Below are 14,495 nucleotides of genomic sequence, written 5' to 3' on the forward strand. Positions count from 1 at the left end.
CCCTATATAGGACCAAATAGCTGCCGTGTCAGAGCTGGAGCCACTCTCAAACACTGACCACTGAAGCGGGTTCCAACGGAGCGGTGAGAACTAGCTCGCCGATCGCTCTCGTCGACTGGTCATAGCTCCCGCGATCCATCGAGGGCGATGAGGACAGCATTGGCGCGCGCTGTCGCACGATATTTTCGCCACTTCCCCTCTTTACGGCGTGTGACGAGTCCAGCATCGGTGAGCTGGGACAGGGCGTGGCTGATCGCGCTGTCGCTAACATCGAGTAACGGCGCAAATTCGCAGACGCAGAGTTCCTCGCCAGCGACGTGGAGGATACGAACGATCTTGTACCGGGTCTCGTTCGCGAGCGCCGATAGCAGCCCGACATCTTGGTCCAGCGCTGGCCCACCCGCGGCCGCATCAATCTCTTCGAGTTCCGCCAGACGCTGGGAGACCTCCTCGTCACCACAGCCACCCCGTTCGTCGGCGAGATACCGCTGTAGCCGCTCAGTCGATGACATACACATCGATTGAGCAGATAGTGGATTAAGCATTGTGGAGCGACCTGCGAGCCACGCGCATTCGATTGACATCCGATCATTTTAGGATTCTATAAGATGGCTCCAGAAATACATTGGCAGTAATCTTCTATTTTGACGTGTTTTGAGGCCCTAAACGCCGCACATGTTCTGAATCGCACGTTGGGCCACGTCCGCGCTGAGCCGAAGAGCTTATGACCATGATTGAATAACTGCTCAACTGAATGCAAGGCAACTCTGTCCACTCCGTGATCCATGATAGCTGCATTGTCGACCAGACAATTGAGCGAGCGATCTATTCTCACCAATGACTGAACTCACCCTGTACGAGGAGGCGATGTGTTGCTCCACCGGCGTCTGTGGTCCTGACCCCGACGAAGAGCTCGTTGAAGTCAGCGCCGCCCTCGATCAACTCGAAGCGGAGTTCGAGGACGTCGACGTCTCGCGGGCGAACATGCAGCACAACATCGATCAGTTCCTCGAAACGCAGCGCATCTACGATCTGGTCGAGGAACACGGCCCCTCGATCCTGCCGATCACCGTCGTCGACGACGAAATCGTCGCCAAGTCCGAGTACCTCTCGTACGACGAACTCGCGGCAGCACTCGAAACCACTACCCAGACACAGGAGGCCTAACGCATGAGCACAACGCCCACCGACGCGCGAGCGGTCGTCGAGCCGACGAGTGATGAGACCGAGTTCGTCTTCTTCAGCGGCAAAGGCGGCGTCGGCAAGAGCACCGTGAGCTGTGCGACGGCAACTTGGCTCGCCGACAACGACTACGAGACGCTGCTGGTGACGACCGACCCTGCGCCGAATCTCTCGGACATCTTCGGCCAAGAGATCGGCCACGAGGTCACCGCGATCGACGACATCGAGAACCTTTCGGCCATCGAGATCGACCCGGACACTGCCGCCGAGGAGTACCGCCAAGAGACGATCGAACCGATGCGCGAACTGCTCGGTGAGGACGAAATCGAGACGGTTGAAGAACAGTTGAACAGTCCCTGCGTCGAGGAGATCGCCGCATTCGATAACTTCGTCGACTTCATGGACAGCCCGGAGTACGATGTCGTCGTCTTCGACACCGCTCCCACGGGACACACCATCCGTCTGATGGAGCTGCCCTCCGACTGGAACGCCGAACTGGAGAAAGGCGGCTCGACCTGCATCGGGCCGGCAGCCTCGATGGAGGAGCGCAAACAGGACTACGAGCGTGCCATCGACACGCTTCAGGACGACGAACGAACCTCATTCGCGTTCGTCGGCAAGCCCGAGGACTCTTCGATCGACGAGATCGAGCGCAGTGCAAGCGACCTCGGCGACCTCGGGATCGAGTCCCAACTGCTGATCATCAACGGCTATCTCCCCAGTTCGGTGTGTGAGGATCCGTTCTTCGAGGGGAAGCGGGAAGACGAGCAGGCCGTTATCGAGCGCGCACGGACGGAGTTCGGCGCCGACGCGATGGCGACGTACCCACTCCAGCCGGGCGAGATCGCAGGGCTCGACCTACTCGCAGATGTCGGCGGCGTCCTGTACGACGGCGACGAGGCGACCGTCGATGTCGGGACGGCGACTGACATTGACGCCGAAATCGCAGTCGACTTCGAGTCGATGGCTGACGCCGAGGCAGTCGCCGATCAGCTGCAACCGGGCGACGAGACACGGTACCTCTTCTTCACCGGGAAGGGCGGCGTCGGCAAGAGTACGATCGCTTCGACGGCGGCGACGAAGCTCGCCGAAGCTGGCCACGAAACGCTCGTCGTCACAACCGACCCGGCCGCCCACCTCGAGGACATCTTCGGCGAACCGGTCGGCCACGACCCGACCTCGGTCAGCCAGGCGAACCTCGACGCCGCGCGGATCGACCAGGAGAAAGCGCTGGAAGAGTACCGCACGCAGGTCCTCGACCACGTCACCGGAATGTACGAGGACAAAGAGGACACTCAGATCGACGTGGACGCGGCGATCGCAAACGTCGAAGAGGAACTGGAGTCACCGTGCGCCGAAGAGATGGCCGCCCTCGAGAAGTTCGTGAGCTACTTCGACGAAGACGGCTACGACGTCGTCGTCTTCGACACCGCCCCCACGGGGCACACGCTCCGACTGCTCGAACTTCCCTCTGACTGGAAGGGCTTCATGGACCTCGGGTCGCTGACGAAGGGCGCCGCCCCCGCGAAAGGCGACCAGTACGACGAGGTCATCGAGACGATGAAAGACCCTGAACAGAGTACGTTCGCGTTCGTGATGTACCCCGAGTACACCCCGATGATGGAGGCCTACCGGGCCGCTGCAGACCTCGAAGATCAAGTCGGGATCGAAACCTCGCTGGTGGTAGCGAACTACCTGCTCCCCGAGGAATACGGCGACAATGCCTTCTTCGAGAACCGCCGCGCCCAGCAGGCGGAGTACCTCGGCGAGATCAGCGATCGGTTCAACGTGCCGATGATGCTCGCCCCTCTGCGTCAGGACGAGCCAGTCGGACTGGACGAACTGCGCGCGTTCGGTGAAGAGATCACCGGGCTGGACGATGTCACCGAGGAGGCGGAACAGGAGGTGACAGCGTCGTGAGCGAAGCTGTATCGGAGGAGCCAGCCGTCGAAGCGTCGTTGCAGGCGTTCACCGAGACGCTCTGCGACTCAGAGACCTACCAGCAGTTCGTGGACGCAAGCGAGCAACTCGAAGCCGACGATGAAGCGCAGTCACTGCTCGAAACGTACCAGCAAAAACAACAGCAGCTGCAAGGAGACGAGTTCGACTCGTCGGTCATGAGCGATCTTCAGGAACTCCAGACTGAGCTCTCGAACAACGAGACGATCCAACAGCATCGGGCAGCGCAGGAGGAACTCGTCGCCCTGCTCAAGCAGACGAACGATGTAGTCAGCGAGCAGATCAGACGGGAGTTCGCGCAGTCACTCGGAGGTGGGTGCTGTTGAGCTCGTCCGACGAAGACGTGCTGGCTGCCGCCGAGGCGCTCGGGGAGGACCTCGATGTGGCGCAGTCGGAGGCGACGGCGGCTGAGTTCGAGTCGCTGTTGATCGAATGCAATGAAACGATTAGTGACGAGATCGGTCTCGAGTACGGCGCCGTCTGCGACGCCGGAAGCGACTGTTGCTAACAGCAGCTCTGGTGGCTACTCCAATTTTTCTTATATCAGTAGACGGATGCTGATAGAGGGTGAGCTGTCAGTATCCAAGCTGTCAGTATCCATCTATTGCAGAAGTGTCTGTGTCCAATTCTTCGATGACACGGAGAGGGTATGATCGATGTCGAGTACATCAAAAAAGTGGTGAGTGTGGACGTGGCGCCGATCAGCAGACATAAATCGAGTTCTAACCACAGCGGATAAAAGGCACGCATCAAATTCATCCTCCGAGGTTGTGGTATCCACGACTGACGAATTTTATATATCAGCATATGATTTATTACTTGTTGGCGCTCCGGCAATGGCACTCGAATCGGCCGACGGGCGGGACCGCTCGGAGAGCGCGAGAAACAGTAGTGTTAAATTCCGAGAGCCGGGTACTGTCGCGTATGGAACTGGATCAGTACTGTCCGCAGTGTGAGGCCGAACACACGTTCTGGCTCGCGGCCAGCACGGAACTCCACCTCGGAACGAAGACGAAGTGGCGCTGCCCCGAGTGCAACTACGGCTTCGTGAAGATCGACGACACCGTCGACACGAGCGCGACGGCCTGACTACACGAACGCCTGCGAGAACTCGTCGACCGGCAGCACGGAGTAATCGACCGACAGCGTGTCTTGGGTCGCGCGGATCTTCCCGACGAACGCGGAAATCTCCTCCAGACGCCCCTCCAAGATGAACAGCTCCATGCAGTAGTGGTCGCCGACGTGGCTGTGGAAGTTCGACGCCACGAGATCCTCGTGCTCGTGGCGCAGGTGCATCATCCGCTCCTCGACGCTGGTCGTCTCGTAGTCGAAGACGACCGTGACGACGCCCATCAGTTCCTTGTCCTCCAGACGCTGGTCCTCGAACTCGCCGAGCAGATTGCGCGACGCCTCGCGGATCACCTCGCTGCGGCCGGTGTACCCGTGATCCTCGGAGAATTCGTCGATCCGTTCGAGCAGTTCCTCCGGCATCGAGACGCTCACGACGGTCATATGTTAACTGACCGCGCTCGAACTATTAAGAATTGCTAACCGCCAGTCGCGGGACGCCTACGCGTCCTCTGATTCGCCCAGGGACTGCCAGGAGAGCCGCAGGTCCCTGGCGGCGGCGGTCTGGTCGATCCGCCGGGCTGCGGTCCGCTGGGGCGCATCGGTCGCCGCGTCGGCGTCCTGCCGAGTCGAAGCCGAGGCAAGGCTCGACGAGCTTTGCTCGTCGGTGTCTTCGCCCGCCACGGCGTCGAACGCCGCGGCGAGTTGGTCGAGCGAATCCTTGCTCTCGACCTCGGTCGGTTCGGTCATCAACGCCTCGGGGACGATTTCGGGCCACTTCGTCGTCGGCGGGTGGACGCCGAAGTCGAGCATGCGCTTCGCCACTTCGGCGGCGTCGCGATCGCCCGCGCTGGCGACGAACTCGTGGTGGAACGGGCCGTAGGGAACCTCCAGATCGATCTGCTCGGCGAGGTAGTTGGCGTTGAGTACGGCCTTCGCGCTGGCGTCGGCGAGGCCGTCGTCGCCGAGCCGGGCGATGTAGGCGTAGGCCTTGACGAGCACGAGCCAGTTGCCGTCGAACCCGTGGACCTTGCCGACGGACTGTTCGGGCTCGAAGCGCTCGTAGCCCATCTCGGTCGTCCGAACGCGGGGCGCCGGAAGGAACGGCGCGAGCTTCTCGGCGACGCCGATGGGGCCGGCACCCGGCCCGCCGCCGCCGTGTGGCGTCGCGAACGTCTTGTGGACGTTGTAGTGCATGATGTCGAAGCCCATGTCGCCTGGGCGAGCGCGTCCGAGCAGGGCGTTGAGGTTCGCGCCGTCGTAGTAGAGCAGCCCGCCGACGTCGTGGACCGCCTCGGCGATCTCCTCGATGTCGCGCTCGAACAGCCCGAGCGTGTTGGGATTCGTGAGCATCAGCGCCGCCGTGTTTTCGGACAGCGCACCCTCCAGGGCGTCGAGGTCGACGCGGCCGTCCTCGCCGCCCGGCAGCTCGACGACGTCGTAGCCCGCCAGCGCCGCGCTGGCGAAGTTGGTTCCGTGGGCGCTCTCGGGGACGATCACCTCGTCGCGGTGGCTCTCGCCGTTGTGCTCGTGGTAGGCGCGCGCGACGAGGATGCCGGCGAACTCGCCGGCGGCGCCGGCGGGCGGCTGCAGCGAGACGGCGTCCATCCCGCCGATGCGACCGAGATAGTCCTGCAGGCGGTGGAGCAGCTCCAGCGTGCCCTGCTGGCGCCGCTCGGGGCGGTCAGGGTGGACGGCGGCGTCGGCCAGCGCGGCGACGTCCTCGGTGAACTTGGGGTTGTACTTCATCGTGCAGCTCCCAAGGGGATAGGGCCCGCTGTCGACGCCGTAGGTCATCTGGGAGAGTCGCGTGTAGTGGCGCGCGAGTTCGGGCTCGGAGAGTTCGGGGAGCGTCAGCTCGTCCCGGGTGAGGTCGTCTGGAAGCGGTGAATCGGCGCCCTCAGCTTCGGCATCACCGTCCCCGCTACCGCCGATCTCGACGGTCGTCTCGTCCTTCTCGGAGAGCAGCGGCTCGTACACGTCCTCGTCGTCTCTGGTCCAGCGCGCTTGATCGTACTTCATGAGAGCACCTCCTCGACCGCGGCGACGAACTCGTCGAGCGTCGCCTCGTCGTGATCGGTCGCACAGACTTGCACGAGGTCGTCGTCGAGGGCGTGGACCGCGAACCCGCGGTCTGCGAGGTCTGACGCCACCTCGGCGGCCGGCGCGTCGGTGCGCGCGACGAACTCGCGGAAGTGGTGCCGATCGTGGATCGGCGCCGCGACGCCCGGAACGGCGTCGAGACGGGTCGCGAGGTCGCGCGCCTTCGTCACGGCGCGTTCGGCTTCCTCGACGAGCCCCGAGGGACCGAGCCAGGCGGCGTGGATCGCGGTCCGGAGCGCGACCCAGGCCTGGTTCGTACAGATGTTGCTCGTCGCCCGCTCCTTGCGGATGTGCTGTTCTCGGGTCTGCAGCGTGAGCGTGTAGGCGCGGCGTCCGCCGGCGTCGTCGCTCGCGCCGACGAGTCGGCCGGGAACCTGTCGGACGTACTCCTCGCGGGTGGCGAACAGGCCCAGCCCCATCCCGTAGCTCGCCGGAAGCCCGAGGGTGCTCGCGTCGCCGACCACGACGTCGGCGCCGACGCTCGCCGGCTCTTCGAGCAGCGAGAGCGCGATCGGATCCGAGCCCAGACAGAACAGCGCGTCGTTCTCGTGGGCCAGATCGGCGATCTCGGACAGCCCCTCCTCGATCGCGCCGCGTACCGTCGGCGTCTCGGCGTACACCAGCACCGCGTCGTCGTCCAGTCGGTCGGCGAGACCGTCGCGGTCGACGTTTCCGTCGTCCATCGAGTAGGTCCCGACGGTCAGATCGGTTCCCGAGACGTAGTTCGCCAGCACGTCCCGGCGCTCCGCGCGCAGTTGCTCGGGGACGAGCACTCTGTGGCCGCTCGCGCTGCGGACCCGGTCGGCCAGCGTCGCCGCCTCGCCCAGCGCCGTCGCGGCGTCGTACATCGAGCAGTTCACGATCTCCAACCCCGTGAGCTCGACGAACAGCGACTGGTACTCGAACAGCACCTGCAGGAACCCCTGGGCGATCTCGGGCTGGTACTGCGTGTAGGAGGTCAGGAACTCCGAGCGCTGGGAGAGGTGGTCGACCAGCGATGGGACGTAGTGGTCGTAGTGGCCCCGCCCGAGCAGTTCGACGAGATCGTCGTTCCGCCCGAGCGTCGAGCGCAGTTCCTCGCGAATCTCGCGCTCGCCGCGCGCTGCGATGCCGAACTCGCCGTCGAAGCGCACCGACTCGGGCACGTCGAACAGTTCCTCGGCGGAGTCGACGCCGACGGCCGACAGCATCGCCGCGGTCTCGGACTCGCCGTGGGGAGCGTACGGGCTCCCGTCCTCGCCTGCCGATTCGCGCGTCACGGGCGGCCCCCCGTCGCCCGTCGCATGCTGACTGCGTCTATCACGTCCGAACGTAGCCGCCAGGGGCATATCAGGACCCCGGTTTTTCGAGCGCACCTCAGTAGTTGAGACCGGCGCTCTCAATGCAGACGCTCTGAGCGACACAGTAGTTACCTCAACTTACTATCATCTGTCAATAACGGGCGTTCTGCATGAACTGGAATGAATTTGTGCCTAACCTGTGGCCGATTTCGGCAATCGACTAAGTCAGTTCCCCGGCCAGTACGATCTGTATGTCATCGGGCATCTCTCGGAAAGCGTTTCTTCGCGCAAGTGGAGTCGCACTTGCTGCGACTATCGCAGGGTGCAATAGCATAACTGACAACAGCGGACCGAACACCGATACACAGACTTCTCCTGAGGCCTCTCCGCAATCCGAACAACAGAATGACGACTCTCCGACGTTCGGTAATTTCTACGTCGGCAACGCAGGCACAAGCAGTAGTACGGTCATCGACGGACGTGCTGAAGTCGTATATACACGGCCCGATACGGCCACCGACAAGTCACCCGTTGTAATGGTGCCCGGCCTTGGGTTGTCACCGTACATTTACCGGACGACACCTGACGGTCGACGCGGTTGGGTGGAGTACTTTGCCGAAGCTGGCCATCCAGTGTATGTATTCAACCCGCCTCGAAACGTCGATTCAGGTGGCTTAGACACTGCTGCCCTCCAGAACTCAGACTCTGCATCACTCTCTCGATGGTCTATCGATCGAGCATGGCCGACATGGGGGTTCGGACCTGAAGTCAGTGACCCGTACGATGACGTTCGATACCCGGTCGAGTCGGTCGACCAACTCATTGCGTCATTCCCCGCATACGTCAGCACCAGTGGCGGAGGTGGCGGTAGGCAAGGTGGAGGCCAGACGGGCGGACGTGGCGGCAACCAAAACTCCACATCTGCGGATTCCACTGAGGCAGCAACTGGAACTCAGCCAGGGACGACTACCGGAGGTGGCGGTGGGAGTCAGTTCGCATCACCTCAGGAGACTGCCGCCCTAGAGGCGCTTCTCAACCGTGTTGGTCCGGCAGTGCTGCTCGTTCACTCAGCGGGCGGTAGTTCCGGATTCACGGTTGCACAAGCTGTGCCGGATCTCGTTGACCGGATCGTCGCAGTTGAGCCGGTCGGTGCGCCGACTGACCCGCAAACTGTGGCGGAGATGGGTGGTGATGCACCGTTCATGGGCGTGTATGGCGATTATGTCGACGAGCGTGGACAGACTGGTCGCAAGGAAGCGACCCAGACAACTGCAGACCTCGCAGGAGAGACAAGTCCCGCATCGACGCTGCTTAGCCTTCCGGACGAAGGGATATCCGGAAATACACATCTCATGATGCAAGACGACAATAACGGTGAAATCGCTGATCGGATTATTTCCTGGATTAGTGACTGATTTGAGGCCGTAGTATCGTTCGGCCCGAGACAGAATGTATTTGCACCGACCAAATGAATACTCGATAGATGCGGCAGTTGCTCTGGTGGCTCATTGGTGGGTCTCATGGAGGCCGAAATCGGCTTCGTATCCTCCGCGCACTCAACGACCAGCCACGAAACACCAATCAATTGTCGAATGATCTGGGTTTGAACTACAAAACAGTGCAGCACCACCTCGAAGTCCTCGAAGAGAGCAATATCGTGACCACGGAGGGTGACAATTACGGGCAGATGTACTTCCTCTCAGATAGAATGATGAACAACCTCGACATCATGGAAGACGTGGCGGAACAGGCCGGAGTTGATGATGATTCGTAACTGGATCAAGAGTCCACTTGGAACGACAGTAGCGAGTGCGACCGCCGCGAGTGGTATCGCACTCTTAGTCGCACTCTTCGTATCAGTTCCATCTCATGGCCCTCCGTCGAGGCCGCTGTCCTCCCAGGTTGAACTGCTCATTCGGATGGAGGTTTTCTTTACAACCCTGAATCTCGTGTTACTGGTGGCACTCGCAGCCATCTACGTGCAGCTTTATCGTGATCTTCCGAACAAGTACACAGCAAGCCTGCTTGTGCTAAGCCTCACGCTGCTCCTATACGCGGGTACGTCAAATCCATTAGTACACAACATCCTAGGCTTCCGCCCTCGCCCAAATATCGGCGCGTTCGTGTTTCTCCCGGACTTCTTCATCGGACTTGCCATCCTGGTTCTTCTCTATCAAAGCCAGACCTGAGTTCGCATTAATATTTCAGATCTCTGAGAGGGGTTTCATAGACTGATTTCGTTCTTATCGAAGCTACCCCTTCACCGGCGATAGAACGGGCCATAAGGACGAAATCATCGGGACAAAAGAGCAAACCGACGAATACGCCTATCAATGGGCGACGGTCCAGCTGGTCGGCAACGCCGTCCCAATCGTGCTGGATGCGCGCCCCGTCCGAAAGGGAGAGACACAACTGGAAATCGTCGAGGACTTGCTCGATTCGGCTGAGAACCTCGTTCATGTCGATGACGTGCTGATGGACCGGGAGTTCGATAGCCAACACGTTCTGGAGATGATCAGCCAGCGTGGGCTCTCGTACGTTGGCCCGAAACGGATTCAGACCAGCGAGAAAGTCCAGGCCAAGCGATTGCTCCAGCGCGGTCAGGACCGCTACGAGACCGACCGGAAGCTCCACCTCGGGAAAACGAGTGGCACGAGACGACGCTAATCTACCGGCAGAAAGAGGACTCCGAGCACGACGACCATAGGCAGTACTCGGTGTTCATGACGACTCGAGGGAGTGGCCACCTCAGCGAATACGGCTACAGGTGGGAGATCGAGAGCGGGTACAGGTCGGTCAAGCGGTTCATGGCGGCGACGACCTCGAAGGATTTCGGGCTTCGATTCTTCTACTTCGCATTCACGTCTCCTGTACTCGATTTGGCGAGCGGTGGACCTGCTGGTACAGGTCGAATTGACCGGAGAACACGAGCATTCGCCACTCGTGACGGCCGACAATACACTGATGCTGCTGAAGGAGGAAACCGGTATCGGGTGATAAAGTCTTCAGTTAGGGTTTCCGTGGCGTCTGAGGGGTAACACTGTCGGGAGCCGACAAAATCCGCCCGTCTGATTGGAAATATGATAAGGACGCCTGTTCAGAGAGCGATTTGAAGCAGTTTCCACTTGTCGATTTAGCCGAAACCACGCATTACAGTCCCGCTAAACCCTCTGTAGTCTCAACTTCACCGCACCAAGTGAAGTAAACCAGATAACGCTATAGCAAATTGAATCAGACCGGTAAGATCCGGTCGGCGTCACCGACTTCCGTTCGGTTCCCGAACACCGAGTATGGGAACCGACGCAGACGACGCCGACACCGACGAGGGCGTAACCGTCTGGCTCGTCGAGCGAACGTACTCCGACGACGAGCAGAACCTGATCATCCTCACGTACGCCACGATCGACGGCGAGCGATACTTCCGGAAAGAGCGCGCGCTGACGTCGTTCACCGACGTCCGGGACACGACGGCCGCCGTCGACGCCGAACCGGAGAACCTCGGAGCGGTCGACGACGCCGACCTCCGGGAACAGTACGCCGCCGAAGCACGCCGGATGGCGGACGTTCACGAGCCCGACGACGTGATCTGACGCCGGAACTCGCCGCACGGTTTTAGGCCGCCGCCGTGTATCGACAGCTATGCGCGAACTCGCCTTCGCCCTGGAGTACGAGCCGGGCTGCAACAGGGTGGCCGACACGCTCGCGGAGTACCCTGATGCCCGGATCCGTTCGCTCTCCTTGCACGCGACCGACGAGAAGCTCTGGCGGGTCGACCACGCGACGGGGTCGCCCGACGCGCTGGACGCGATCGAGGACGCCTTTCTGACGGCCGACTACTACGCGGACTGCCTGGCGACCGAGCACTGCGGCGCCACCCAGTCGACCGAAGTGCTCGAACACACCGACGACGCGCTCGTGCTGTACTCCTACTGGGAGCGAACTCCCGACTGCAACTCCGTGCCCCACATCGCCCGCGACCACCTCGGCGACGGCGTGCTGTTCGAGACGCGCCACGAGGGTCGCCACTACACCTGGCGGCTGGTTCACTCCGGCGAGGGCGACGTGGCCGACTTCTTCGAGGACCTGGAGGAGGCGGTCGGCGACTGCGCCCGGACCGAGATGCTCCGCACCGGTGAGAGCGCGGCGTCGGCGGGTGACGCCGCCGGCGAGACGAGCGATCTGACGCCGAAGCAGGACGCCGCGCTCCGGGCTGCCGTCGAACACGGCTACTACGAGTCACCGCGGGCGGTCGACGTCGGCGAGCTCGCCGATCACCTCGACGTGCCGCGATCGACGCTGACCTACCGACTCCGACGAGCCGAAGAACGGCTGGCGAAGCGCCACGTCGCCGAGGAACCGGGCACCGAAGGACCGTCGGCGTCGCTCTGATGCGGTACTGGCGTCGTGCTGACGCCGTACCGGCGCCGCCCCGGTTTCTTGGAATATTCCAACTAAGGCTTATCGACGTACCGCCCTAACCCTGACGTAATGACAGAGAAGTCGGACCAGGGCGCGGAGGCGGGAGGCGGAGAGCGGCGCGAGCTGACCGCTCGCTTCTCCGTTCCCGAGATGGATTGCCCGTCCTGCGCCGGGAAAGTCGACAAGAGCCTCAAGCGGGTCGACGGCGTGCTCGACGCCACCGAGCAGCCGACGACCGGGACGGCGACGGTGACGTACGATCCAGATCGCACCGACCGGTCGGACCTCGTCGCGGCGATCGAGGGCGCCGGCTACGAGGTCGTCGGAGGCGACGAGGAACCGGCGGACGGCGAAGAGGGAAGCGACGGCGTCGACGTCGCGCCGCCCGCCGAAATCTGGACGAGCACGCGCGCGATCAAAACGTGGATCGGCGCGGTGCTGGTCGCGCTCGGCTTGCTGTTCGAGTTCGTCCTGACGGGACTCAACCCCGAGATCGCGAGCGTTCTGGACTACCCGCTCTCGCTCGCGGACGTGCTGTTCCTCGGCGCCGTCGTGGCCAGCGGGCTGCCCGTGATCCGGGGCGGCTACTACTCGGCGCGCCAGCGCAGCCTCGACATCGACCTGCTGATGGGGACCGCGATCATCGCGGCGACGGGGATCGGCTACTTCGTCGAGGCGGCGACGCTGGCGGTTCTCTTTAGCATCGCGGAGCTGCTGGAAGATTTCGCGATGGATCGGGCGCGGGACTCGCTGCGCGAGCTGATGGAGTTGTCGCCCGACGAGGCGACGGTCCGGCGCGGTGGAGAGGAGATCACGGTGCCGGCGGAGGAGGTCGAGGTCGGCGAGACGGTCGTCGTCCGACCGGGCGAGAAGATCCCCCTCGACGGCGTCGTCAGAGACGGCGAGAGCGCGGTCGACGAGTCGCCGATCACCGGCGAGAGCGTGCCGGTCGACAAGACCGCTGGCGAGGAGGTGTTCGCCGGATCGATCGCCGCGGAGGGGTATCTGGAGGTCGAGGTCACCTCGACGGCGGGCGACTCGACGCTCTCGCGGATCATCGAGATGGTCCAGGGCGCCCAGGCCGAACGGACGGAAACCGAGCAGTTCGTCGACCGGTTCGCGGGCTACTACACGCCGGTCGTCGTCGTGCTGGCGATCCTGACCGCCGCCGTCCCGCCGCTGCTGATCGACACCGCTGCGACGGTCGAGATCGCCGGCCTCGCCCACTCGTTCGAGGGCGACTGGGGGACGTGGTTCGTCCGGGGGCTAACCCTGCTGGTGATCGCCTGCCCCTGTGCGTTCGTGATTTCGACGCCCGTCTCAGTCGTCTCGGGGATTACCAGCGCCGCGAAGAACGGCGTCCTCATCAAGGGCGGCAACTACCTCGAAGCGATGGGCGAGGTCGACGCCGTCGCGCTGGACAAAACCGGGACGCTCACCAAGGGCGAGTTGGCGGTCACCGACGTCGTCCCGGCGGACGGTGGCGACGCCGACGACCTGCTGCGACACGCCGCCGCGCTGGAGCGGCGAAGCGAGCACCCGATCGCGCGGGCGATCCTCGACCGCGCCGAGGAGGCGAGCGTCGACGACCTGCCCGAACCGTCGGCGTTCGAGAGCCTGACCGGCAAAGGCGTCCGCGCCGATCTCGACGGGCGGACGGTCTACGCCGGCAAGCCCGCGCTGTTCGAGGAACTGGGCGTCGATCTCTCGGCCGCTGGCGTCGGCCCCGCCGGCAGCGAGCGCACCGACGGCGGGACCGTCGCTGCGACGCCGTCGGACGGCGAGCGCGGCGCCGACGTCGAGACCGTCGCCGACCGCGTTCGGGCGCTCGAACGCGAGGGCAAGACGGTCGTTCTCGTCGGGACCGACGCGGAGTTGCTCGGCGTCGTCGCGGTCGCCGACGAGGTGCGGCCCGCCTCGAAGCGCGCCGTCGAGCGCCTGCGCGACCTCGGCGTCGGCCGGGTCGTGATGCTCACCGGCGACAACGAGGGCACCGCGCGGGCGATCGCCGAGGAGGTCGGCGTCGACGAGTACCGCGCCGAGTTGCTGCCCGACGAGAAGGTCGACGCCGTCGAGGCGCTGCGAGCGGAGTACGGCAGCGTCGCGATGGTCGGCGACGGCGTCAACGACGCGCCGGCGCTGGCGACCGCGAACGTCGGCGTCGCGATGGGCGCGGCGGGCACCGACACGGCTCTCGAAACCGCGGACATCGCGCTGATGGGTGACGACGTCGGGAAACTGCCGTACCTGTACGATCTTTCGCACAAGGGCAACGCCGTCATCCGGCAGAACATCTGGTCGAGCCTCGGCGTCAAGGCGCTGCTGGCGGTCGGCGTCCCGCTGGGCTACGTCTCGGTCGCGCTGGCGGTGGTTGTCGGCGACATGGGAATGAGCCTCGGCGTCACCGGCAACGCGATGCGGCTCTCGCGCGTGACGCCCGATCGGTTCGAGGACGAGTAGCGACGGCCGGCCGACTCGACGACG

15 protein-coding genes and 1 pseudogene are annotated in these 14,495 nt (G+C 63.2%); 12 read left to right on the top strand and 4 right to left on the bottom strand.

Features of this window, described 5'->3' with window-relative positions:
- Positions 1-119 precede the first annotated feature (119 nt).
- Positions 120-512, bottom strand: a complete 393-nt coding sequence (locus tag NO931_RS10390; RefSeq protein ID WP_144928111.1) for an ArsR/SmtB family transcription factor — start codon at positions 510-512, stop codon at positions 120-122.
- A gap of 325 nt (positions 513-837) precedes the next feature.
- Here NO931_RS10390 and arsD point away from each other — a divergent pair, with 325 nt between their 5' ends.
- The 5 genes from arsD to NO931_RS10415 all read left to right on the top strand — a co-directional run bounded on the left by arsD (position 838) and on the right by NO931_RS10415 (position 4,230).
- Positions 838-1,167: an arsenite efflux transporter metallochaperone ArsD gene (arsD, locus tag NO931_RS10395; protein WP_256392266.1), complete on the top strand. Its 330-nt coding sequence runs from the start codon at positions 838-840 to the stop codon at positions 1,165-1,167.
- Between the two features lie 3 nt (positions 1,168-1,170).
- Complete coding sequence (gene arsA / locus NO931_RS10400) at positions 1,171-3,102, top strand: arsenical pump-driving ATPase (protein ID WP_256392267.1); 1,932 nt, start codon at positions 1,171-1,173, stop codon at positions 3,100-3,102.
- Positions 3,099-3,467: a halo-CC-star protein HcsL gene (hcsL, locus tag NO931_RS10405; RefSeq protein ID WP_256392268.1), complete on the top strand. Its 369-nt coding sequence runs from the start codon at positions 3,099-3,101 to the stop codon at positions 3,465-3,467. The genes arsA and hcsL overlap by 4 nt, the downstream gene beginning before the upstream one ends.
- Positions 3,458-3,649 carry a halo-CC-star protein HcsS gene (hcsS, locus tag NO931_RS10410; RefSeq protein ID WP_144928123.1) on the top strand — a complete coding sequence of 64 codons (192 nt, stop codon included), beginning with the start codon at positions 3,458-3,460 and terminating at the stop codon, positions 3,647-3,649. Before hcsL ends, hcsS begins: the two co-directional genes overlap by 10 nt.
- A gap of 416 nt (positions 3,650-4,065) precedes the next feature.
- Positions 4,066-4,230: a DUF7838 family putative zinc beta-ribbon protein gene (locus tag NO931_RS10415; protein ID WP_256392269.1), complete on the top strand. Its 165-nt coding sequence runs from the start codon at positions 4,066-4,068 to the stop codon at positions 4,228-4,230.
- On the opposite strand, the gene nikR is transcribed toward NO931_RS10415, so the two are convergent.
- The 3 genes from nikR to gcvPA are packed head-to-tail and all read right to left on the bottom strand — an operon-like array spanning position 4,231 to position 7,571.
- Positions 4,231-4,653: a nickel-responsive transcriptional regulator NikR gene (gene nikR, locus NO931_RS10420; RefSeq protein ID WP_256392270.1), complete on the bottom strand. Its 423-nt coding sequence runs from the start codon at positions 4,651-4,653 to the stop codon at positions 4,231-4,233.
- A 57-nt stretch (positions 4,654-4,710) separates the two neighbouring features.
- Complete coding sequence (gene gcvPB / locus NO931_RS10425; protein ID WP_256392271.1) at positions 4,711-6,231, bottom strand: aminomethyl-transferring glycine dehydrogenase subunit GcvPB; 1,521 nt, start codon at positions 6,229-6,231, stop codon at positions 4,711-4,713.
- Entirely contained in the window at positions 6,228-7,571 is a 1,344-nt protein-coding gene (gene gcvPA / locus NO931_RS10430; RefSeq protein WP_256392272.1) for an aminomethyl-transferring glycine dehydrogenase subunit GcvPA, read from the bottom strand. The genes gcvPB and gcvPA overlap by 4 nt, the downstream gene beginning before the upstream one ends.
- A 1,073-nt stretch (positions 7,572-8,644) precedes the next feature.
- Here gcvPA and NO931_RS10435 point away from each other — a divergent pair.
- From NO931_RS10435 to NO931_RS10465, 7 genes and pseudogenes are all read left to right on the top strand, one after another.
- A complete protein-coding gene (locus tag NO931_RS10435) occupies positions 8,645-9,007 on the top strand; it encodes an alpha/beta hydrolase family protein (RefSeq protein ID WP_256392273.1) in 363 nt (120 codons plus the stop codon).
- Between the two features lie 68 nt (positions 9,008-9,075).
- Positions 9,076-9,366 carry an ArsR/SmtB family transcription factor gene (locus NO931_RS10440; RefSeq protein WP_256392274.1) on the top strand — a complete coding sequence of 97 codons (291 nt, stop codon included), beginning with the start codon at positions 9,076-9,078 and terminating at the stop codon, positions 9,364-9,366.
- A gap of 145 nt (positions 9,367-9,511) precedes the next feature.
- Complete coding sequence (locus NO931_RS10445; RefSeq protein WP_259371498.1) at positions 9,512-9,781, top strand: DUF8036 family membrane protein; 270 nt, start codon at positions 9,512-9,514, stop codon at positions 9,779-9,781.
- A gap of 67 nt (positions 9,782-9,848) precedes the next feature.
- A pseudogene (locus NO931_RS10450) lies at positions 9,849-10,589 on the top strand (transposase); the annotation flags it as partial.
- 293 nt (positions 10,590-10,882) lie between these two features.
- Positions 10,883-11,182 carry a DUF7967 family protein gene (locus tag NO931_RS10455; protein WP_256392276.1) on the top strand — a complete coding sequence of 100 codons (300 nt, stop codon included), beginning with the start codon at positions 10,883-10,885 and terminating at the stop codon, positions 11,180-11,182.
- Positions 11,183-11,231: 49 nt separating this feature from the next.
- Positions 11,232-11,981 (top strand): helix-turn-helix domain-containing protein, encoded by a 750-nt coding sequence (locus tag NO931_RS10460; protein WP_256392277.1) that lies wholly within the window; start codon positions 11,232-11,234, stop codon positions 11,979-11,981.
- A gap of 99 nt (positions 11,982-12,080) precedes the next feature.
- Positions 12,081-14,471 (top strand): heavy metal translocating P-type ATPase, encoded by a 2,391-nt coding sequence (locus NO931_RS10465; protein WP_256392278.1) that lies wholly within the window; start codon positions 12,081-12,083, stop codon positions 14,469-14,471.
- The last annotated feature ends 24 nt before the right edge of the window (positions 14,472-14,495 follow it).

The organism is Natronoarchaeum rubrum, assembly GCF_024494695.1.